13 protein-coding genes and 2 pseudogenes are annotated in these 22,905 nt (G+C 57.9%); 5 read left to right on the forward strand and 10 right to left on the reverse strand.

All coding sequences use genetic code 11. The annotated features are described in order from the left end of the window. Positions 1-678 precede the first annotated feature (678 nt). The 10 genes and pseudogenes from ACNJYA_RS08560 to ACNJYA_RS08605 form a co-directional block, all read right to left on the reverse strand. The gene (locus ACNJYA_RS08560) at positions 679-1,599 is read right to left on the reverse strand and encodes a PhzF family phenazine biosynthesis protein (RefSeq protein ID WP_439402492.1); all 921 of its coding nucleotides are present in this window, start codon (positions 1,597-1,599) and stop codon (positions 679-681) included. Between the two features lie 61 nt (positions 1,600-1,660). Then, the gene (locus ACNJYA_RS08565) at positions 1,661-4,288 is read right to left on the reverse strand and encodes an AMP-binding protein (protein ID WP_439402493.1); all 2,628 of its coding nucleotides are present in this window, start codon (positions 4,286-4,288) and stop codon (positions 1,661-1,663) included. Positions 4,289-4,439: 151 nt separating this feature from the next. Continuing rightward, positions 4,440-5,660, reverse strand: a complete 1,221-nt coding sequence (locus tag ACNJYA_RS08570; RefSeq protein WP_439402494.1) for an ATP-grasp domain-containing protein — start codon at positions 5,658-5,660, stop codon at positions 4,440-4,442. Positions 5,661-7,390: 1,730 nt separating this feature from the next. Continuing rightward, a pseudogene (locus ACNJYA_RS08575) lies at positions 7,391-8,579 on the reverse strand (IS3 family transposase). A 342-nt stretch (positions 8,580-8,921) separates the two neighbouring features. Further along, positions 8,922-9,056 carry a hypothetical protein gene (locus tag ACNJYA_RS08580; protein ID WP_439402495.1) on the reverse strand — a complete coding sequence of 45 codons (135 nt, stop codon included), beginning with the start codon at positions 9,054-9,056 and terminating at the stop codon, positions 8,922-8,924. A gap of 116 nt (positions 9,057-9,172) precedes the next feature. Continuing rightward, the gene (locus ACNJYA_RS08585; RefSeq protein ID WP_439403400.1) at positions 9,173-9,382 is read right to left on the reverse strand and encodes a serine hydrolase; all 210 of its coding nucleotides are present in this window, start codon (positions 9,380-9,382) and stop codon (positions 9,173-9,175) included. Between the two features lie 221 nt (positions 9,383-9,603). Continuing rightward, positions 9,604-11,331: a hydantoinase B/oxoprolinase family protein gene (locus ACNJYA_RS08590; RefSeq protein ID WP_439402496.1), complete on the reverse strand. Its 1,728-nt coding sequence runs from the start codon at positions 11,329-11,331 to the stop codon at positions 9,604-9,606. Between the two features lie 5 nt (positions 11,332-11,336). Further along, the gene (locus tag ACNJYA_RS08595) at positions 11,337-13,418 is read right to left on the reverse strand and encodes a hydantoinase/oxoprolinase family protein (RefSeq protein ID WP_439402497.1); all 2,082 of its coding nucleotides are present in this window, start codon (positions 13,416-13,418) and stop codon (positions 11,337-11,339) included. Positions 13,419-13,673: 255 nt separating this feature from the next. Continuing rightward, complete coding sequence (proB, locus tag ACNJYA_RS08600) at positions 13,674-14,543, reverse strand: glutamate 5-kinase (protein WP_439402498.1); 870 nt, start codon at positions 14,541-14,543, stop codon at positions 13,674-13,676. Between the two features lie 384 nt (positions 14,544-14,927). Then, positions 14,928-16,148 carry an ATP-grasp domain-containing protein gene (locus ACNJYA_RS08605; protein WP_439402499.1) on the reverse strand — a complete coding sequence of 407 codons (1,221 nt, stop codon included), beginning with the start codon at positions 16,146-16,148 and terminating at the stop codon, positions 14,928-14,930. A 1,132-nt stretch (positions 16,149-17,280) separates the two neighbouring features. Here ACNJYA_RS08605 and ACNJYA_RS08610 point away from each other — a divergent pair. The 5 genes and pseudogenes from ACNJYA_RS08610 to ACNJYA_RS08630 all read left to right on the forward strand — a co-directional run bounded on the left by ACNJYA_RS08610 (position 17,281) and on the right by ACNJYA_RS08630 (position 22,889). Beyond that, the gene (locus tag ACNJYA_RS08610; protein ID WP_439402500.1) at positions 17,281-17,478 is read left to right on the forward strand and encodes a hypothetical protein; all 198 of its coding nucleotides are present in this window, start codon (positions 17,281-17,283) and stop codon (positions 17,476-17,478) included. A 1,432-nt stretch (positions 17,479-18,910) separates the two neighbouring features. Further along, positions 18,911-20,100, forward strand: a pseudogene (locus tag ACNJYA_RS08615) (IS3 family transposase). A gap of 172 nt (positions 20,101-20,272) precedes the next feature. After that, positions 20,273-20,527, forward strand: a complete 255-nt coding sequence (locus tag ACNJYA_RS08620; protein ID WP_439403401.1) for a tyrosine-type recombinase/integrase — start codon at positions 20,273-20,275, stop codon at positions 20,525-20,527. Positions 20,528-20,593: 66 nt separating this feature from the next. After that, entirely contained in the window at positions 20,594-21,064 is a 471-nt protein-coding gene (locus tag ACNJYA_RS08625) for an IS66 family transposase (RefSeq protein ID WP_439402501.1), read from the forward strand. A gap of 796 nt (positions 21,065-21,860) precedes the next feature. Then, positions 21,861-22,889, forward strand: a complete 1,029-nt coding sequence (locus ACNJYA_RS08630; RefSeq protein ID WP_439402502.1) for a membrane dipeptidase — start codon at positions 21,861-21,863, stop codon at positions 22,887-22,889. Positions 22,890-22,905 lie beyond the last annotated feature (16 nt).

Raw genomic sequence — 22,905 nt, forward strand, 5'->3', positions numbered from 1 at the left:
TAAGCGGAAAGGAATATGCCGCGCCCGGGACCGCAAAGGCTGCGGAAAGTGGTCGAGTAGCTCATCAGGCAAGTCTGGCAAGCGCATTGCGATGGATTAATCCTCACGAAGGGGCCCCCGGGCAGGCTACGTCTCTCTCGATCGAAGTCTCGTGAGCCATATCCCTGCGGACTGCCAGCCATTCAACCGTGCGCCGCCCGGGAAATATGCCCTCACGCCGGTTTGCAACGCCATTCAGACCCTTATCCACTTTGGATCGGCGAACACATGCATCAAGCGGCGGCCATCCACGTCTTCTGGTTCGGCGGTATCCGATCGAGGTCGGGGCTTCACCGTCACCAGCCTCATTATCGCGCCAAATTAGTCTAGCGCTTGACGTCCGGGGCACAAGCCCAGTTGCTCAACATGCTCATGGACCTGCAGGAGGATCTGACGCTAATGTCTCTCTTCATCCGTCCAGATCTCGCCGTTCTCGAGCATATCTGCCACCGCGTTCGTCGGTCCAGCAGCGATCGCAAAACATCGGCCTGATCCGCTGTCGCGCCGTTCCCTTGGCGAGCAAGACAGAATCTCGCCTCTCGACTCGAGGTTCCTGGAGATTAAATTGCAGGGTCGACCTCCCAAACCAAAAAAAGCCAGCAATCTAAACTGAAGTGCGGACGGAAAATCGAATCCCACTTAATCGGAGCGTTTTTCAACGGCCAACTCGCTTACCCTGCGCGCGCACATGGCCCCAGCTAGTTTGGCTCTCCCCTTAACGATGACCCGACCATCCCATGATGAGAGCTCGAGGACTCCCCCGCACTCCGATGCCTGCAGCGCTCGTAAGTCGGTCCTACCCAGAACCTTGGCCCAATACGGATAGAGCTTACAATGCGCCGACACGCAGACCTGATCCTCATCGATTGCGATTCTGGGCATAAAGACCCTCGACACGATGTCAAATTCAGCGAGCGGTCCGTCCGAATTGACTTGGGTTGTGAGAACGATACCGCGGCAATCGATCTGAGCTATGCTTTGAATATTCGGCTCATAATCGAGAACGACACGTTCGTTCTCGACGACAACAACGAAATCGTCGTATGCCTTCCGAATCTCTCTGGCTGGGACACCCATGCGTTGTTGGATAGCGTCAAATTCCATCGGGTCTGCCGGAGCCGTATGGATGGCCGGAAGCGCGACTTGTATGGTGTCGCCTTGCAGCCAACCTGTGAGAAACCCACTCCGAGAATGATAGGAGATTCGATCCCACCGACTGGACCCGTCACGAAGAAGCCAGTACGTCGCCGCAAACGTGCCATGACCACAGAGGTCAAGTTCGACGTTTTGCGTAAACCAGCGAATTTGAAAATGGCCAGATTCTTCTAAGGGGCGAAGAAACACAGTCACTGGCTGGCGAAACAGTCGCGCCAGCCGCTGGCACTCGGCCGTCGTCGGATATGTATCATAGAGCACGACTGCCGCCGGATTGCCGGCGAAGCGGCTATCAGCAAACGCATACACTATTGTTGGTGACTCGCCATCCAATGGTGTCGCATCAAACATTTCCTCACTTGTGCTGCTAGTCGGCAGAATGAAACCTCTATTTTCGGCTGCCATGTCTCTACTCCAATGCCTTAGGTGCAACACATATGGCGTGTCTCCAAGCTCTCGGTGGGTGTTACCTTGGATATGCGCGTTGAGCCTCGGCTCTGGCTCGCTCATGTAAAAATCCATATGGTTCCGTGCGCATAACGGGAACGAGCTTGCTCTCCATCTGTCTTGCGTTCACCACTCTCGCATAAGTTCCCGCTATCGCGAACTCTCGCAGCACAGCTCTCATTTCGCGAATGTCACGCTCAGTGTCGTGTGCGAGAAACGAATATTCGGGTTGGCCCTTAATGTCGCGATTATAAACGAGCGTCGAGACATCCGTCGGCCCTCCTCCGAAGTCGGCAAGTCCGCTCAGGCTCATTGTCTTGCTGTAAGGCACATCCGCTAAGAGTTCGCACCTATGCACATGAGTAAAACTCGATGTTCCTAGGCCAACTATCAAACCATCTGAGCGGCTTATCTCGCCAAATATTGAGTCGTCGCCAAACGGACTGCATTTCCACCAGTCCGTCTCGCACAATTCCTCAGTCCTTGGGCCGGTCACGACCATTGAATAAGCTGGATGTTTGGTGCGCTTAGAGGGAAGCTCTCGCATCACGAGATCGGCCAACACACCTGTCTCAGACTTCGTCTTCGTCCAATGAAAGCATCGCGTGGCGCAATAGCTCAACGTGAAGGCAGGGAGAATAACTGTAAACGAAGCAGAGACACGCTCCAATGCTTCTAGAAGGATGGACGCCACCTCGCTCGCCGTTACGTTCTTCAATGCTGCAAGCGACGAATGCAGGACAATTGTGCTGGGGGCCCGTGTATCAATGTGTTCAATAATTTGTGCGAGTTCGTCCCTAAATCCGGCGGCTTGTCCGCGGTTGTGCGTCGCACCCGCTTTAAATCCGCCACGATCAATCGATTGAATTCGCATTGCCCACTCCTCAAGCGACAAATTTTGCGCTCGATAAACGTCCTCCCCGAACGTCAAGCCGCCTTCCGCCAACTTCAGCTGTATTTCCAGGAAGTTCATGGAATCAATGTCATACTCACAAGCTGCCCTACTGGGTAGCGCCGATCTTCCCTTGACCGCCTGTACAGCTTCCAGCAGAGCGTCTAACTCTCGTGCCGGTGCACTGGCTTGGGGGGTGCCGCGCTTCACATTCGCTCTGAGCGCTTGCTTAGCTGAGCTCTCAAGCGCGCGTTGGTCGAGCTTTCCATTGGCGGTAACAGGAAGGTCCATAAGAGGCACAACGAGCCTCGGAACACGATCTTTCGGCAGTGCATCCGATAGCTGCCGGTGAACATTATCCACGTCGGCACTCGCCGGAGTCACCATGCAGACAAGCTCCTGGGTCTCGTCTTCGTCCACCACTACTACCGCCGAGTCCGCACATAGGCCCGTCTTATCGATCGCGCTGGTAATTTCCCCCTTCTCCAATCGGGTTCCTCGATACTTGATCTGATCATCCTTCCTTCCGATAAACCGCAAGCCATGCTGTTCCGATGCCACGACATAATCCCCAGTGCGGTACAGTACTTGTTCGCCGTCACAAGTCCTGAATGCCACGAAGCGCAGTTTCGATTGGACTTCATCAGCCACGTAGCGTTGGGACGTCTGCACGCCTCCCACCCAGAGCTCACCTTCGATTCCAAATCCAACGCTGGACTGGGTTTCGTCAAGAACATAGAAATCGACATTGTACGCTGGTTTTCCAATGAACATCGGGAGGTCTGCCTCACCACGAGGGCAAGAGTGGTAACTAACGGCAACACAGCATTCGGTGGGCCCGTAGCTATTTATTAGCGCCGTGTTGGGGAGAACCGAATAAAATCGTCGCCTAATTGAGTTTGTTAGGGATTCGCCGTTGCAGACTACGTATTTGAGTCCCGTAAACCGTGCAGCCATGTGGGGGAGACGTTCGAGGCTTCCAAGGAAGCGTCGCAGCAGCGTTGGAACCATCTGAATGACATTCGTGCCGCTTTGAGCTAGAAAATCGATTGTTTGAATGATTTGTGTTTGCAATTGCGTGGTAGGCAAGACAATTGTCCCGCCGGTCGCAAATGGCACTAAGAACTCGGGAATCGAGACATCGAACGCAGGCCGAGTAAGTTGCGAAATGCTGGCGCTGTCTGAGAAATCGATCATGTCGATATACCAGTCAAGTAGATTCAGAACTGCCGTCTGGGAGACGGGTACGCCTTTCGGGACTCCCGTGCTTCCGGATGTGTGCATGACGTACGCGATGTTTGGGAAAGCCGCATAGCCGCCGTCGTGTGCGGAAATGCGGTGGACGCGCATTGAACCGACTGCGTCCAAGCTAACGATGGCGCGGGCGCCCGTGTTGCGACGTATGTGGTCCAAGCGTTGGCCAGACTCCGTTTCATCAACAGGCACAAAGGTAACACCCAGCAGTTGGGTGGCGAGAACAGCCGTAACCAATTCCACAGATCGCGGAAGTCTGAGGATGACTGCGTCACCACGGCGAACGCCAATGGCTTCCAGCTGATCCACGAGGCTGAACGCAGACGTTCCGACCGTGCGATAGCTTAAGTCGCCATTCTCACTCGTACGCACAGCGGTATTCGATGGAAATCTTTCCAAGGTCTCCGTGATAACATCGGCTATGTTGTTGTGGTCAAAACGCAAGGGTCGGCGGCCACCGGCAAGTGTCGGTATCAAAGCTTGCGTCATTGAAATTGTCATCGGTCCTTCCTCCGCTAAGTAGGCAGCTCATTCGTGTCCGATCATGGTTCTCTCGTGCTCTCGATTTCACCACCTTCGACGATCACTTCTTGCTCGACGCAACCTGGGCCGGTTGGTGGAGGTGAGGGGCCGGAGAGTGGTCCTGTTCACGCTAGGCTGGGAATGGTGTGATCGACCAATCGATGAGGTCGACGGCGCGCTGAAGTATCGCCTCGGTCTGGGCAAGGCTGGGTGAAGCGGCGATGATATGGCCGATGCGGTCTCGGTAATCGCCCTTCCTGATAATCGGCGTCTTGGGTTCAACATGGAATTTGACCTCGGCTACGCCTGGTACGGCAGCCGCTCGACCAGCGCCGTCGATCCGATCGAGGATGCCATCGCGATCGGCATTGAAGATCCGCACGGCCGCAGTCTGTGAATGCCTTCTGCGCAAGTCCCATACCTCGCCGATGACAAGTTTGATGTGCTCGGTGATGAGATCGACACCGTAGGCCAGCTGAACCATTCTAGGGGCGTTCCCCCCAGCAAGACGCGGATTGACCTCGATGACCACTGGGCCGCGCGTCGTCCACCGGAATTCGATGCAGGCTGGCCCCCAGCCAAGGCCAAGAGCTTGCAAACAGCTCAGCGAAACATCGGCGATGCGGTTGTGATCCTGATCGCTCAGCGGGGCCGGTAAGGTGCTTTTATGATAGAGGAAATGCGGCGGTGGGTCGAAGTCGGCGGCGCCAATCCCAATGATCTCATTTCCCATTATTTCGGTGTAATAGTAGGGACCGTGAGCGAATTCTTCGACAAGGATTCTTACCGAAGATCGCCATCTGTGCGTTCCGCCCAGTAGATATGTCGTATGTTCAGCTAATTCATCGACGCTGCGGCACAATCGAACACCGTAGCTGCCGTTGCCTACCGCTGGCTTGACAATCACCGGCAACCCGATCGCCGCGGCAGAGCTTTCCACCTCCGTCGCATCCAATGCCAAACGATAGGCTGGTATGGGAACGCCGGCCTCCGCGAGCAGCTGACGTTGAGTGAACTTGTCGCAGCATCGTTCAACGGATGAGGGGTTCGGTCCCGGTAAATCGAAATGCCGACACAGCTTGCCAACTGTCGCATAGACCGCCTCCCTGGCACTCGTGATGCCAGCAATGTCATAGGTCGCATGTAGCCGGGAACATTCGCGGATCAGTTCATCGAGATTGTTTGTATCGATATGGACTGCCTCCGTTCCTTCCGCAGCAAGATAGTCATACTGAGTAGGATTAGCCGACAGCGTGATTGGATGAAGGCCGAGACGCTGGGCGGCTTGGACGTATTGCAGACCAGTACCGTGTGTGTTGCCTTCAACCAGGATGAGCGCTCGTCTTTTCATGGCTGTTGACCTTCTGGTGGGTACTGTGCGGCGGTCTGAGCGTGATCGGCATCAGGCGTTTAGCCGTGCCTGAACTCAGATTGGTGGTGAGGCTGGGTCTTCCGAACAAGTTCATGTAGCCCTCCAGGCAAAGTCTGCGAGGTCTCTATGGTCGTAACGGATACCTCATCGTGTCCTATACAATCGGCGTGCCACTGAAAGAGTTGGAGGAGCGAGGGCAAAACCATGCGCTTCGAACGGCGCCGGCGGGATACTTGGCCTCAGCGGGGTCGGATTCCGAGCATAGACGTCTGCAACCGGACACAGTGCGACTGACAAAATGGACGAGAAAACGACCGTCGCCCTGCCAAAGATCGTGAATGCGGCGGCACGCGGTTGAGCTCGCTAGCGAGCGGTGCGCCAACACAGGCCGACTGGCGGGTTGCTGTCACTTGATGGCGGCAAGCGAATTGCATGAGACGCGCGATTGGGCTCTTTGTCGCTTCAGATTGCCTTTGCGTGAGAGCAAAATCTTGGAGGAACGCAGGATTACAAGTTGTGAGACGATCCACCTGTATCTGCCGCAAACACTGCGATTTGGCGCACCACTTTGCATGTTTCTAATAAGCTGCGCTAATAGCCTCTGGCTAGACATCTGAATATCGGAGCACCGTCGCACGGGTAAGCGCTTTACCATCGAATGGAGGCTCCCCAGGTCGCCACTCGTCTCAGACATTATCGGCGCGACCGGGATGCGGATCACCCGCGCCATTGTCGCGGGTCAGCGCTTTTCGACCTGGTGGCGACCTACCACGATGTCCGCTGCCATTCCGCCATCGAGATGATCCGAGCCGCACTCGTAAGCAATGATTGAGACGAACATGTCTTCGCACTGAACCAGTCGCTGGAACAGGCCCAACATGCTGAATTGCGACCGGAGGGGGTAGCAGCCCGCCCGCAAAATGGCGGTCCTCGTCTACAATGCGCTTCGGCATGGCCACCTACACTGATCGGGAGCCGACTGCTAGAGGAACAATATCGTAGCCGTGGTGGCGCCAATCTGACGCGGCGAAGCCAAGTCGCTCGGCTTCGTTTTACAAGCGGATCCGAACGGCCAATTGGCTGTTTCTTAAGAGGGCAGCAGCCTGCTTCAGAGGAGGCAATAGCAGCGGACGATCTGGCGGGTGGCATACTTGTCATTGGTGGAGAGTGAATTGACTGCACTTATCAAGGTGCAAAGGCGTTCCGTCCGATAGTTGGGTGGTCTCGGTGCCGCCTCGAAGATCTCGCGAGGACTGGGGCGCAACGCAGTACCCGCAGCGGCGCGTTGGAGTAGCGGGTGACAACTGCCCAGTGGCATGCGGATCGATCCGCCGTCGGTCCAAACGGACCAAGCTTGCGCTCAACGCAACCTTGCGCATTCTTTGGAGGAGAGACTTGCCGGCGTGGGCGTAGCCCCAAGTTGCGTTCCCGTTCCTGGTCCCGCCGTTCCGCGGAAGGGCCGGCTTGGCCGGCGAAAGGATCGACGAGGGGCCAAGGCCTGGAGCCCTCAACACATTGCTTGTCGACCGACTCCCCCGGTCGACAAGGCTATGCGCATCAGCCACGAAGCCATTTCGCTCACGGAGTGCTGGGCACATGGCAGTAACGAGAACGCAATGGAATGCTACGTCAATATTTCCCGAAAGGCACAGACCTGAGCATCCACAGCGCTGAATCTCGATCGTCTCCCCCTGACCTTGCCCCCAAGTTTATCGAGTTCTGAGTTCGCCCCGGTCGTTGGATTTGCCCAGTTGGGCGGTGGAAGCGACGGGAGCTGGCGCGGAGCCTTCGGCATAGCGCAGCGCCAGATCCCGACGCGGATGACAGGTGAAGGCGAACTCCGATGGGGTTTTCCATCCGAGCTGCGAGTGTGGTCGTGCGTTGTTGTAATCGGCCCGCCAGCATCCAAGCGTGACGCGGGCCTGGGCCAGCGACGTGAACAGCGTCTCGTTCAACAATTCATCCCGCAGCCGGCCGTTGAAGCTCTCGATGAAGGCGTTCTGCATGGGCTTGCCCGGCGCGATGTAGTGCCATGCGACGCGGCTCTGGTCGGCCCAGGTCAGGATGGCATTGCTGGTGAACTCGCTACCGTTGTCGCTAATCACCATTTTGGGTTTGCTCCGCTCCATCACCATCCGGTCCAGTTCCGCGCGACCCGGCCCCCCGAGAGCGAGGTGTCGGCCACAAGCGCCAGGCACTCGCGGGTGCAATCATCGACCACGGTCAGGATGCGGAAGCGGCGGCCGTCGGTGAGTTGATCCGAGACGAAGTCGATCGACCAGCGGTCGTTCGGCACCATCGGCACTGTCATGGGCGCTCGGGTCCCGATCGCCCGCTTGCGGCCGCCACGGCGACGAACCGCGAGCCTCTCTTCCCGGTAGAGCCGGAAGAGTTTCTTGTGGTTGATCCGATAGCCCTCCCGCTAGAGCAGAACATGCAGGCGTCGATAGCCGAAGCGACGGCGCTCCTGGGCGATCGCCCTCATGCGTTGGCGCAGGGCAGCATCATCCGCCCGAGACGTCTGGTATCTGATCGTCATGCGGCAACAGCCGATGGCTTTACACGCCCGCCGTTCGCTCATCCCGTGGGCATCCACGACATGCGCGACAGCTCTCCGCTTGCCCGCGGGCGTCACCACTTCTTTCCCAACAAGTCCTTCAGCGCTGCATTGTCCAGCATGGCATCAGCCAGCAACCGCTTCAGCCGGGTGTTCTCGTCCTCCAGCGTCTTCAGCCGCTTGGCCTCCGAGACCTCCATCCCGCCAAACCTGGCTTTCCATTTGTAGATCCTGGCGTCACTGACGCAGTGCTTCCGGCACAGATCGGCAACCGAAACGCCAGCCTCGTGCTCCTTCAAAATCCCGATGATCTGCTCTTCCGAAAAGCGGCTGCGCTTCATGCTCTGGTCCTTGTCTTGGGCCAGAGCGAACTTCAACCTGGATTAAGTCTGAGGGGCAAGGTCACCCCTTTTCTGTGATTTTCTGTTGGCAGTACAACTGAAGGCTGTTGGCCCTCGCCACGAGGCATACAGCTCGCGGAAGCCACCAGCCCGACCCCATGTTCGGGGGCGTCGCTCGACGGACCGGCTGGCTCGAAGGCCCCCAACCGCATGGCGTCGCCGAGTATCGGCGCACCGTCCAACTGGAACTGCGCGTAGCGCATCAGGTGCGCGCCGCTGGCGACCAGGTCGCCGGACGGATTGAGCGGCAAGGCATCATCGCCAGGGCTGCGCGATCACGGTCTACCCACCGCGCTCGGCGTGCCCGACCGCGACATTGCGGTGGAGCAGGTCGTGGGCGAAGAAGGAAGCGACGTCCATGCCGAGAGGTGCGAGCAGGGCCTCATCGAGCACGTCTTCGAAAGGACGACCATGCAAGCAATTCCAGGATTTGCCCGAGGACGTAGAAGGCGGCATTGTTGTACGACCACATCCTAGCGAGCGGGGTCACCTGGTTCAATTTGCTCATCCGGGTGACCATGGCGGCCAGCGCGTCATCGCCCCAGCCGGTGTGCTCTAAGACGTCTCCTTCCCAGCCGCAGCTTTGGGTCAGACAATGGCGGATGTTGATCGAGGCTGAGACTTCCGGGCCGCAACGGTAAAGTACGGCAGGCGGCGCGAACGTGGTCGTATAGGTCGAGTCGCCGTTGCTCTGCGACTTGCAAGAAGGCGGTGCCGGTGAACGTTTTGGTGATTGACGCGATCTGGAATAAAGTGCCGTCGTTGACCTACTGGGAATACAGCACATTCGTACACCTAAGCCCGCAGTCGCCGCGCATCTATTGTGGTAGACGCCGAGAGCGTTTCGTGGAACTCCAGCGCACGCCATCTCAGCACGTGCTTGGTGAGTAATGCCGGATCGACGCGATGGGACAACGATAACGGGACTTCAGACCTGTCATTGGATCATCGGTCGGACCGCACACTAACTCATCTTTGACAAAGGTTTGTAGGAGGCTTGTTGGCTGTCCGGACATGTTGACCGTTGTCGTCGTCCTATTTCATATACCGCCTCCGCGCGCTCGCGCGTGATGAAGCCGTTCTTAATATCCTCCTCGACTGCTGCACGGTCGCGCTCCTTCGGATCCCCATATCCGCCACCGCTGCCTGTCACGATGCGGATCATTTCGCCGGCGTGCGTGGTGAAGCCGGAGACGAAAGCAAATCGTTTGCTGGAACCGTCTTTGCGGATGAACTGGACGTAGTTGGGCGAGCCCGCTCGACCGCCGGCGAGCGCCCAGGATGGGAACTTCGAGCGGGTATAGCCGACGGTGAGGAAGCCGTTTTCGCCGCGGATTCGGTAATCCACGACGATGCCGCGTCCGCCGGTGTACTTGCCCTCGCCGCCCGACTCCAAATTGAGCTCCATGCGATCCACGAAGAGTCCGTTACGGGCCTCATTGATCTCTGCCGGGCAGTTGTAGGTCTCGCCGTGGAAGCTCGAGAAGATTGCAGTGTTGCCATCGCGGCCCAGGCTCGCCCCCCAGCCGCCGAGCTGCGGCTCGACGATCGTGTATTGGCGGCCGCTCTCGGGATGGATGCCCCCAGTGAAAGTGCCGCAGAGGGAGCCAAAATGTCCGGCCGGCAGCCGTTCAGGCATATATGGCGCTAGGCAGCGCCACATGAGGTCCATTCCTCGTAGCTCGGTCTCGTAGTAAAAACCAAGCGGCGCCGGTTCTTGAGCATGAAAGACCGAGCCTTCGCGGGTCAGCAGCCGGATCGGACGGAAGGAGCCTTCGTTGGCCGGCGAATTGGGATCAGTCAACGACTTGAACAACATCTGCGCGCAGACCATTGCTCCGTCACGGCTGGAGTTCACCGGGTTGGTCGATTGCACCGGGTTCTTGCGCAGGTCGACCACGAATTCGGTGTCGGAGATCGTGATCTTCACATTGAAGATGCGCCCATCATCCTGCTCCTCCGAGAGCTCGAATGCGCCCTTCGGCAGTTTCGCGAGCGCGGCGAGCGAAACCTTCTCACCAAAGTCCATGAAGGAGGACACGGCATTCTCGAAAGTCTCAACGCCATATTTTTCGGCGAGCTCCTGCAGGCGTTTTGCCCCAGTGCGCACGGAAGCGATCGCTGCCCAGACATCGGCTTCCAGAACGTTCGGCATGCGCGAATTCACCTTAAGAATTTCCATTACTGGGCGGATCGGCTCGCCCTCCGAGATGATTTTGATAGCGGGGAGCCGTAGCCCTTCCTGGAAGATCTCCGTCGCCTCGCCGGTGAGCGAACCAGGCGCCATGCCACCGAGATCTGAGTTATGGGCGATATTGGCCGTCCAGGCGATAATGCGCCCACCCGCGAAGACGGGCATGGCAACGACGATGTCATTCAAATGCGTGACACCGCCGTAGTAAGGATCGTTTGTTGCGAAGATGTCACCCTGCAGGATATCGTCCGGCCCGACGAACTTTTTCGCGATCACCTTCACAGCTTTATCCAACACCCCGACGAAAGCTGGGATACCTGCGCCCGACGACGCGAGCGCGCCTTTGGCATCAGTGACGCCAGTGCCCATGTCGAGCACCTCGTAAATGATCGAGCTCATCGCGGTCTTCTTCATGACTGCAAACATCTCGTCGGCGGTGGCCTGAAGCGAATTCTGAATGATTTCTAGCGTGATCGGGTCGTGGATCTCCGTCGGCATCGCTGTCACCTCTCGGCCCCCAATTGAATATGGATATTGCCGTAGCCGTCCATCTCGACCCGGTTGCCAGGATGGATAACAACTGTGGAGCTAGGATCCTCAACGATCGCTGGGCCGTTGAAGGTCATCCCCGGCTCGAGCTTGCCGCCATCGTAGATCGCTGCCCGGTGAACGCCTTCGAGTGCATAGTCGACGTTGCGATGACCCTTGAGCGCGGCCTCAGTCGGGGCTCCAGTCGCCTGTCGCTTTCTCATGGTAAGTTTGTCAGCTTCAGCGAAAGCGACCAAATGGATGCCGACCATTTCAACGGGGGCGTCGAGCCTGTACGTGTATTCTCGCTCGTAGGTCTCATGGAAGGATGTTCCAATCTCTGAGAGGCGCTCGTCGGTGAGCTGGCCTGCCGCGATCAACAGCTCCGTAGTATGTTCCTGATTTTGGTAGCGGAAATTACCATATCGCAGGAAACGGATCCGGCAAGCCTCGATGTCTTCGGCCGTAAATTGGGCGCGAGCCTGCTCTTCTGTTTCCGCGAAGACCTGCTCGATGCCCTCCGCGGCGCCTTGCTTCAGCTCGGTGAGCCGCGTCACAAAATAGTCACGACGTGGATCCGAGATCATCATGCCCCAAGCCGAGAAGACGGAAGCGTCGACCGGCACGACGATTTTACGGATGCCGAGCTCGGCCGCCAGCGCCACAGCATGCATAGCGCCACCACCCCCGAAGGCTATGAGAGTAAACTCGCGCGGGTCATGCCCACGGTTGAGCGATACGAGCTTGAGCGCATTAGCCATGCTGTTGTTGGCAATCCGGATGATGCCGCGCGCCGCCACGTCGGCGTCCACACCGAGCTTTTGGCCGACAGCTTCGATTGCCACCTTTGCAGCAGCCATGTCGGCGTCGACCTCGCCGCCGCAGAAATAGTCTTTATTTATGCGGCCGAGCCAAAGGTTTGCGTCTGTGGTAGTCGCATGGTCTCCTCCCCGGCCGTAAGCGGCGGGCCCCGGCACGGCGCCGGCCGATTGCGGGCCAACATGGAGCTTGCCAAAGTCATCAACCCAGGCGATGGAACCGCCGCCGTTTCCGATCTCGACAAGATCGACCACCGGCACCATGATGGGGTAGCCCGCTGAGGTAGGGTTGCGCTCGATCCAGTAATCCGTCTTAATCTTCACGTCGCCGTTCTCGATGAGCGAGCACTTGGCTGTCGTGCCGCCGATATCGAGCGCGAGCACGTTCGGCTCGCCGATCAGCTTGCCGAGTTCGGCCGCACCCAAGAAGCCGGAGGCAGGTCCCGACTCCACCATCTTGATCGGAATTTTCGAGACCGAATCGAGCGAGTCTACGCCGCAGTTCGACTGCATGATATAGGGCTTCCGGCTGAACCCTCTTTCCCTCAATCCGGCAAGCAGCCGCGATAGGTAGCGTTCGGCGATCGGCTGCACATAGGCTGACAGGACCGCAGTGCTGGTGCGCTCGTATTCACGCCATTCGCGCGTGATCTGGTGTGAGGATACGACCGAAACTTGAGGCCAGAGCCTCTGCACTTCGGCGACCGTAGCCTGCTCATGGCTCGGATTGGCGTAGGAGTGAAGGAAGCAGATGGCGACCGCCTCGACTTCTTCCGTCTTGAAATCCTCGACGATTGCCGGAAGGTCGGAGAGGTCCAGCGGCTTCAGTTCCTCACCTTTGTACGACATGCGGCCGGGAAGCTCGCGCCGCAGGTAGCGCGGAACGAAAGGCTTCGGCTTCTGATAAAGCAAGTTGAAAAAGTCGGGTCGGTTGCCGCGCGCAATCTCGAGCGTGTCGCGAAAACCCGCAGTAGTGATGAGCCCAACGTTAGCCCCTTTTCGCTCGGTCAGCGCATTGATGATGACGGTGGCGCTGTGGGCGAAGAAGTCGACCGACGCTGGATCAACGCCTCCCTTCTTGAGGACATTCAGCACGCCCTCTTCGAAATTGCGCGGGGTTGTATCCGTCTTCGCCCTGATAACGCTGGATTCGCCCGTCGAATGATCGACCTGGAAGCAGACGAGATCGGTGAAAGTGCCGCCGACATCTGTGGCAATACGGATGGTCTTGGTCGCCATGAGCGGCCTCCCTTTTTCCCATCATAAGAACGAACAACCGAGTACGTTTTTGCCATGATCGCGTCATGTAGCTCCGTATTCTTGGGAGTAATCATCATGTGCAGATGAGTCGGCGGACGTGGGCGTGCTTCTCGTCAAATTGAGCTCGATCATCCTGCGGTTCTCGGGCATGCTTGGACATCAATCGCGCTTTGGGAGAAAGCGATCCTCCTGCAGAAGCTCAATGCCTCGATAGCCAGCCACGATGGGCGACCTTTAGGCTTGCGGCAAACAGTTGGCACAGGCGTCGTGACCACCCTTGTCTTTGGCGAGCGGAAAGAACCATGTTGATGGCCCACCGTTCTCGATGGCGGCGAGCGGGTAAGGTTTGCTCCCATTCGAGATGACCATTTCGCAGCCTACGTCCATAACCATGCTTGCCGCCATCAATTTTGTCACCATGCCGCCCGAACCATGGCGAGCGGTGGAATGACCGGCCATGGCCTGTATCTCGGGGGTAATGCATCGCACCTCTGTGATCATACGCGCAAACTGGTTCTCTTGCGGATCTTCCGTAAAGAGACCATCCACGCTGGAAAGCAGAATGAGAACGTCGGCATTGACCATCTCGGCAACCCGTGCCGCTAGCCGGTCATTGTCGCCAAAACAGATGTCTGTCGTTGCGGTCGCGTCGTTCTCGTTAACAACGGGTACAGCGCCAACTTTCAGAAGTTGTTGGAGGGTTGACCGTACATTGAGATACCGATGCCGGTTGTCGATATCTTGGGCTGTCAATAGCAGTTGCCCCACGGCGAAGCCATGGTGTTTCAGACTCTGTTCATAGGCAATCATGAGTTGAACCTGACCGATCGCGGCAGCCGCCTGCTTCTCCTCAGCTTGCAGTCTTCTATCCGATCGACAAAATCGACGTGACCCAGCCGCGACAGCGCCGGAGGTAACGATGATCACCTGCTGCCCGCGTCCGACAAATCGGGCGACATCCTCAATTAGCGTTTCGAGCCAAGATCCGCGTATTTCGCCAGTGTCTGCATCGAAAACTAGTCCGGAGCCAATTTTCACGATCAGCCGGGCAGCCGAAAGCAGTTGGACTGAGTTCGCTATTGCTGCGATCGAGTCTTGCTGCATGCCTCTCAACCTCTTCTTGCGATTTAAGAGTCAGTTCGTTGCGTCTGCGCAGACTGACGACGAGTTCCAAATTCCACTTTTCTCGAGGCCACGCTCTTCTCAAGAAGTGCTGAGCACATCGGAGTCTAGGTAGTGCGTTTTATAGGCGTTCTTGCTATCCACGTCCGGTCTCACATCCAATAGCGAATTGAATGCATAAGTAGCCCCTTCGCAAATAAGCAATGAACGCACTGTCTTCAACGGTAGAAATATCCAGAAGCATCATCGTCGACCTGCGTCTCTCATGCTCTCGAATGTGCCGACCTTTCGCGACGATCACTTCTTGCTCGACGCAACCTGGGCCGGTTGGTGGAGGTGAGGGGCCGGAGAGTGGTCCTGTTCACGCTAGGCTGGGAATGGTGTGATCGACCAATCGATGAGGTCGACGGCGCGCTGAAGTATCGCCTCGGTCTGAGCAAGGCTGGGTGAAGCGGCGATGATATGGCCGATGGTGTCTCGGTAATCGCCCTTCCTGATAATCGGCGTCTTGGGTTCAACATAGAATTTGACCTCGGCTACGCCTGGTACGGCAGCCGCTCGACCAGCGCCGTCGATCCGATCGAGGATGCCATCGCGATCGGCATTGAAGATCCGCACGGCCGCAGTTTGCGAATGCCTTCTGCGCAAATCCCATTCCTCGCCGATGACAAGTTTGATGTGCTCGGTGATGAGATCGACACCGTAGGCCAGCTGAACAAGTTGACGATGGCCTCCCCCAGCAAGACGCGGATTAACCTCGATGACCACTGGGCCGCGCGTCGTCCACCGGAATTCGATGCAGGCTGGCCCCCAGCCAAGGCCAAGAGCTTGCAAACAGCTCAGCGAAACATCGGCGATGCGGTTGTGATCCTGATCGCTCAGCGGGGCCGGTAAGGTGCTTTTATGAAAGAGGAAATGCGGTAGGGGGTCGAAGTCGGCGGCGGCGATCCCAATGATTTCGTTTCCCATTATGTCGGCGCAATAGTAGGGACCGTGAGCGAATTCTTCGACAAGGATTCTTACCGAAGATCGCCATCTGTGCGTTCCGCCCAGTAGATATGTCGTATGTTCAGCTAATTCATCGACGCTGCGGCACAATCGAACACCGTAGCTGCCGTTGCCTACCGCTGGCTTGACAATCACCGGCAACCCGATCGCCGCGGCAGAGCTTTCCACCTCCGTCGCATCCAATGCCAAACGATAGGCTGGTATGGGAACGCCGGCCTCCGCGAGCAGCTGACGTTGAGTGAACTTGTCGCAGCATCGTTCAACGGATGAGGGGTTCGGTCCCGGTAAATCGAAATGCCGACACAGCTTGCCAACTGTCGCATAGACCGCCTCCCTGGCACTCGTGATGCCAGCAATGTCATAGGTCGCATGTAGCCGGGAACATTCGCGGATCAGTTCATCGAGATTGTTTGTATCGATATGGACTGCCTCCGTTCCTTCCGCAGCAAGATAGTCATACTGAGTAGGATTAGCCGACAGCGTGATTGGATGAAGGCCGAGACGCTGGGCGGCTTGGACGTATTGCAGACCAGTACCGTGTGTGTTGCCTTCAACCAGGATGAGCGCTCGTCTTTTCATGGCTGTTGACCTTCTGGTGGGTACTGTGCGGCGGTCTGAGCGTGATCGGCATCAGGCGTTTAGCCGTGCCTGAACTCAGATTGGTGGTGAGGCTGGGTCTTCCGAACAAGTTCATGTAGCCCTCCAGGCAAAGTCTGCGAGGTCTCTATGGTCGTAACGGATACCTCATCGTGTCCTATACAATCGGCGTGCCACTGAAAGAGTTGGAGGAGCGAGGGCAAAACCATGCGCTTCGAACGGCGCCGGCGGGATACTTGGCCTCAGCGGGGTCGGATTCCGAGCATAGACGTCTGCAACCGGACACAGTGCGACTGACAAAATGGACGAGAAAACGACCGTCGCCCTGCCAAAGATCGTGAATGCGGCGGCACGCGTGGACGGCCTGACTCGATCACCTTCGGCATCAAGATAATCTCCGCCGGTTGTAATGACACCGACGCCACACTGCCCTTCGATCCGGTCTAGAAGATGGGCCAGGACGCGCTGCCTTCAGGCCGAGATCCGCGTCGCAACAGACGATATGCTTGGCGGCCAGCAATTGCGCTGTTCAATGCCGTTTGCAACAACAAGGTTTGCACCCGATCGTGGCGTTCGATGCCGGGACGTTTTGTCGACGCGATCCGGCGACCAGTGAAGCGATCCAGTTGAGTCGATATTGACGCTTACCTGCCCGGTGGGTGCGCGGTCCGCGCCGATTGGCCGAACGCCGGATCCTAATCTAATTTCGGCCGACAACCACTATTGCAATCCACAGGTCCCGGACTGTGCCATCGACTTCATTCTCGGGCGTTGCGCAGGGATGTCACGAACCTGGAGCCAGTACGACGGCGCGCTTCGAAGTGTCATCGAAGACGGGCAAGATCCGCCCGTCCAAGAAATTGCTGGAGAGCGTCGGCGGTTGGACGCGAGCGCATCATGGTCGGTGCCAAGGCGATGACACCCGCTTCATCGTCACCAAGCTTGCAAGTGGCAAGGCCAAGCGCTTACGAGAATATCCCCTGCGCGGCGCGGACCAGCCGAGAACCACATCAAATCCTGCAAGGTGCATCCCACCGCCGACCGAACGTCCTGCACAAAGGCTAGCCAATTGTGTGGCTCATCATCGCGCGAGGGGTCCGCCGGACGCTCATACATGAGCGATGAACTGCAGACGCTGTGCTTCTTGGCCGAAGAAAATTCGATCTTCATTGGTGATGTGCTGCTGACCACCATGACCCGCAGCGCGGCCTTAACTCGAATTTGCTGGCCCGGCTCGGCGCCAAGCCCAATCCTGCTTAAAAGCGGCTCTGCGAGTGCGCTAGTGCAAACCAGCGGCTTAGGTGAACAATGAAGATCTGATGAAAGGCAAAACCCATCGGGTCTCAGTGAGCGAAGCCGGTCGACTGGCAACGCCTGGAGACAAATTATCATTGTAGCGGCGACGCTTAAAAATGGGCCTCGTCCCAGGCGCCGTCGAATCGGTTTACATGTCATTTAATGCAACAATGTTTTTCGATTGAGCGTGCGCGTGGGGGGCGGCCAGAGTGCCCACCGCAGCCGTGCTGCGGATTCCAGAAATGTTCTCCCTTTTCATTTCCCGATCTTCTTCCTTTGGTTCTTGGTGAACACCGCAGTTGCTTGTTGCTCGGGAGCTTGGAGAATAGTCTCGCTCCCCGTCCGGTTTAGCGGAGCCTCGAGGCGAGCACGCAATGGTGGATTAAACGTGAGAGTTGAATCCGGAAAGGGATTCCTTCGAAGCGATTGCATGCGAATCCGGCGCATGCGGACGGTATTTCGTCATTGTTAGCCTGTCTGATTGCCTTCGGCTGCACGCGCTCGTGCGGGATCGCAATGTCCCACTGAAGCAGGTCTCGCGTGCCGAGATCGTCTTGTTGAGCGTGGGTGGGGTCGCGGCCACCTATATCAGGCGTCGGACCGTCAAGTCCAAGACCTGCACCTGGCGCTGGCAGGGACGCTTTGCGCAAGAGAGGCCGGAAGACGAACGAAGCTCGTGCGCAAATAGTGCTGCCAGTGCCTTTAATCTATTGCTCCGCGTCCGCAAGTTGTGCGACAGTTGGAGGAACGGCGGGCGGCGGCTTGTTATCAGCACATGGGCTGCTCACGCTGTGCCGAATCGAACGTGGTGTTCGACTCTGTATTTCCGATCGTCAGTCGATAGCTCGACGCTCCGCTGGTTCTCTCCATTTGCTCTCCAGATCTGAGTGCGCGCGCCCGTCCGCATCAGCGGCCGAGAGTTTCGTGCGGTGTAACGCCTGGGAAGAGACCGAAATCTAGCTCTCGAATTGAGTACCAGGCGCCCGCGAACATTCTCGACGCGTCAACTGCGCCGAATGAATCCTTCTGCGTGCGCCACGTACACTGATCTGCGTCTACAGTACTAATCGCACGGTTATGACTCGATTAGGACGAGCTGGTCCAAAGTGGCTACGCCTTCGTGCGTTTCGTACATAGTTTCCGGGCCGATAACGAACGCAATCTGTCAACGTAACTGTGCGAGAGGCGAAATGGTCCGCACCCGCGTCGCCAGTGGCTCACCTAGCAGCTGGCGTTCGAGAAGGGCCCTGTCAATCGAGAGTGATAGGGGCGAAGATGGCCGATCTCTGGGGTGAGCGGCCACACTTGAAGTGAAGCATTTTGAGGTCTTTGATAAGAATGAAGTTGCGGAAGCGTCACCTGTGGCCTGTCACTGCAGCATCGCTGACCTTGCCCCTCAGACTTAATCCAGGTTGAAGTTCGCTCTGGCCCAAGACAAGGACCAGAGCATGAAGCGCAGCCGCTTTTCGGAAGAGCAGATCATCGGGATTTTGAAGGAGCACGAGGCTGGCGTTTCGGTTGCCGATCTGTGCCGGAAGCACTGCGTCAGTGACGCCAGGATCTACAAATGGAAAGCCAGGTTTGGCGGGATGGAGGTCTCGGAGGCCAAGCGGCTGAAGACGCTGGAGGACGAGAACACCCGGCTGAAGCGGTTGCTGGCTGATGCCATGCTGGACAATGCAGCGCTGAAGGACTTGTTGGGAAAGAAGTGGTGACGCCCGCGGGCAAGCGGAGAGCTGTCGCGCATGTCGTGGATGCCCACGGGATGAGCGAACGGCGGGCGTGTAAAGCCATCGGCTGTTGCCGCATGACGATCAGATACCAGACGTCTCGGGCGGATGATGCTGCCCTGCGCCAACGCATGAGGGCGATCGCCCAGGAGCGCCGTCGCTTCGGCTATCGACGCCTGCATGTTCTGCTCTAGCGGGAGGGCTATCGGATCAACCACAAGAAACTCTTCCGGCTCTACCGGGAAGAGAGGCTCGCGGTTCGTCGCCGTGGCGGCCGCAAGCGGGCGATCGGGACCCGAGCGCCCATGACAGTGCCGATGGTGCCGAACGACCGCTGGTCGATCGACTTCGTCTCGGATCAACTCACCGACGGCCGCCGCTTCCGCATCCTGACCGTGGTCGATGATTGCACCCGCGAGTGCCTGGCGCTTGTGGCCGACACCTCGCTCTCGGGGGGCCGGGTCGCGCGGGAACTGGACCGGATGGTGATGGAGCGGAGCAAACCCAAAATGGTGATTAGCGACAACGGTAGCGAGTTCACCAGCAATGCCATCCTGACCTGGGCCGACCAGAGCCGCGTCGCATGGCACTACATGGCGCCGGGCAAGCCCATGCAGAACGCCTTCATCGAGAGCTTCAACGGCCGGCTGCGGGATGAATTGTTGAACGAGACGCTGTTCACGTCGCTGGCCCAGGCCCGCGTCACGCTTGGATGCTGGCGGGCCGATTACAACAACGCACGACCACACTCGCAGCTCGGATGGAAAACCCCATCGGAGTTCGCCTTCACCTGTCATCCGCGTCGGGATCTGGCGCTGCGCTATGCCGAAGGCTCCGCGCCAGCTCCCGTCGCTTCCACCGCCCAACTGGGCAAATCCAACGACCGGGGCGAACTCAGAACTCGATAAAACTTGGGGGCAAGGTCATCGCTGATGCACGTTGTGGCCGGCCGCGACGCAAACGACGCTGATTTGATCAGCCGGCGGAGCCTGCCGATGTACGCGGTTTGGCATACACCGCGTCGTAGTACACTAGGCCGCCTTGGCTAGCCAATCGGTCCCGTCCTTGGTCGGCAAGCGTGTGAGCCCACATAGCATCCGGCACACGACTGCGGTCCACTTGCTGAGTGTCGGCGTTGATATCAACACCATTCGCACCTGGCTGGGACACGTCTCCTTGGACACGACGCATGTCTACGCAGAGGTCGACATGGAGATGAAGGAAGGCGCTGGCCAGCGTCGACATCTCCGGACGGTCGGCGCACCCACGCCCTGCCAGTGCGTCGCCCTCGTTGATGACCTTCCTGAAGGCCCTGCAGCGGCCATCGCACAATGATTATGTGCTGCAGACCACCGAAAACGCGGCGGAGCCCTCGCTCACCGAGGCTGCGCAAGACAATGCATGACGCAACATAGCCGTCGTTATGTTGAGCAACACATAGTGACGGCGTCGGCAGGCTGTAGCAGGCCCATCGCGAGCCGGATCCGATCATCCAGGCCGTGTGCTGGGCGCACGGCAGGCGCAAGTTCTTCGATTTCGCGGCTCACGAAGGCGCCGATCGCCACCGAGGCGGTCAGGCGCATCGGTGCCCTGTTCGCCATCGAGCACGAGATCAACGATCTTGCTCCGCAAGACCGCCTGCGCGTGCGCCATGAGCGTCTGATCGTTCAGCTAGAAGCCTTGCGGCGCGAGCAGGGCGCCAAGCTCTCCAAAAGCAACGACACGACCAAGGCGATCAATTGCTGCCTCAGTCGCTGGAACGCATTCACCCACTTCGTCGATGACGGGCACTTCTGCATGTCGAACAATGTCGCCGAGCGCGAGCTAAGGGCGGTCGCCGTGAAGAAACTCGACCTTCGCCGGCTCCGATGAGGGCGCCCGGCGTCCGCCTGCGATCTATACTCTTATTGCCAGTGCCAAGTTCATCGACATCGGCCACAGGCGTGGCTCGCCGATGTGCCGGAGCGCATCAACGATCATGCTACCCAGAGGACTGGCTGAGCGTCTGCATTGGAACTGGCGAAAGCCAATGCCGAGCTATGTCGAAGCGGCGTGAGCCAAGAGGACACATGAGAGCGACCGGTCTGCCCGCAGCAGACAACTCGGCGGTGACGGCCGCCTGCCAACAGCTCATCGACGACTTCCTGATGCCCCCGCTTCATGCCCACGATCCGGCCGACGCAGTTCAACTATCCCGGCGATACCCTGGGAAAGTGACCCGGCACCAAATATTGCTTCATCCAACGCTACCCGTCCGGCTTCCCCAAGAACCCTGGCGAAGAGTTCGACGCTCCGTTCGCCGGCCTTGACTGCGATCAGCCGCAATCACTTAAACATCCAGTCGCACCGTCACACCGGAGAATGGTTCTGCTCGCATTGCGGCCTCACCCTTGCTGAAGCGATCGACACGCTAAGATCCAAGGGGTTTGCTTCATACACCTTGAACATCGGAACTGTGTAAAGCTCAGGTACCCCCGCGGTCGGTCCTCGGCGGACGGATACAAAGACGCAACCCGTGCGATCGGGACAACTTTGCGCATAAATCGAGCGCCAGCCGCGCTAAAATGGCCGACAACCAGCGCGAACAAAAGAGTATTTTGTTCTTCGGCTTGGGCGGTTCTACTAGGTCCGCTCCAGCTGGAAGCTATCACCGAAAGAGGGGCATCTGGTGACTCTAGGCGCAAAGGAATTGCACGAGAGTGCGATAATAATTGATGCCGTATGTCCACTTCTGGACGAGCAAGGGCGCCAGATAGCAGACTATCGAGCTGGCGGGGTAACGGCGATTGCGCCGACCGTGGGGGCACGTAGTGGCGCAGAGGTTGCGCTGCGGACAATTGGAGCGTGGCATAAGTTGCTGCGTAAGCGCGACGATTTGATACTGGTTCGTACCGCTGCCGATATTCGCAGGGCAAAGTCGCAGGGTAAGACGGGCATTATCATGCACTTCCAGGGACCTGGGCCGATCGAGGATAGTCTCGACCTAGTCGACGCTTTCAAGGCGTTGGGTGTCGGCGTCATGCAGCTGGCGTACAATGTAAAAAACCAGCTCGGCGACGGCTGCGAAGAGCGGACTGATGCTGGCCTGAGCCGTTTTGGACTGCAAGTAGTCAAGCGAATGAATCAAGCTCGCATGATCATCGATTGTTCGCATACCGGCCTCCAGACGACTATGGATGCGATCGAAAATTCTTCGGCGCCAGTAATCATTTCGCATGCAAATGCCAAATCCGTTTATCCCTCACCACGCAACATTTCCGACGAGTTAATCAAGGCGATTGCCGGGACCGGCGGGACGGTCGGCGTCGTGGGCTTTCCTGGCTTCGTTTCAGGCGACAAGCGCCCGACGATCGACCAATTTATCGATCATATTTCTCATATGTGCGATCTGGTCGGCACGCAGTACATCACGCTTGGCATTGATTACTTTAGTGACCAGTTCCCGTACGTTGACGAGAAGACAGCGAAGATAATGTATGAGAAGGCGCTGGCTAACAACAGCTGGAGCCCCAAGGCTTATCCTCCGCCCCCGTACTATTACCCTGCAGGGATTGAAACACCCAAAACCATGCTGATGCTGACAGAAGCTCTGCTGCTGCGCGGTTTCACGGCAGGAGATATTCGCAAAATTTACGGCGAGAACCTCCTTCGGATCTATGAAACTGTCTGGGGGAATGAGGCCAGCTTTGGCGTTTGAACAACTTATACAGTGC

This window comes from Bradyrhizobium sp. BLXBL-01, assembly GCF_051853025.1.
Lineage (GTDB): Bacteria > Pseudomonadota > Alphaproteobacteria > Rhizobiales > Xanthobacteraceae > Bradyrhizobium.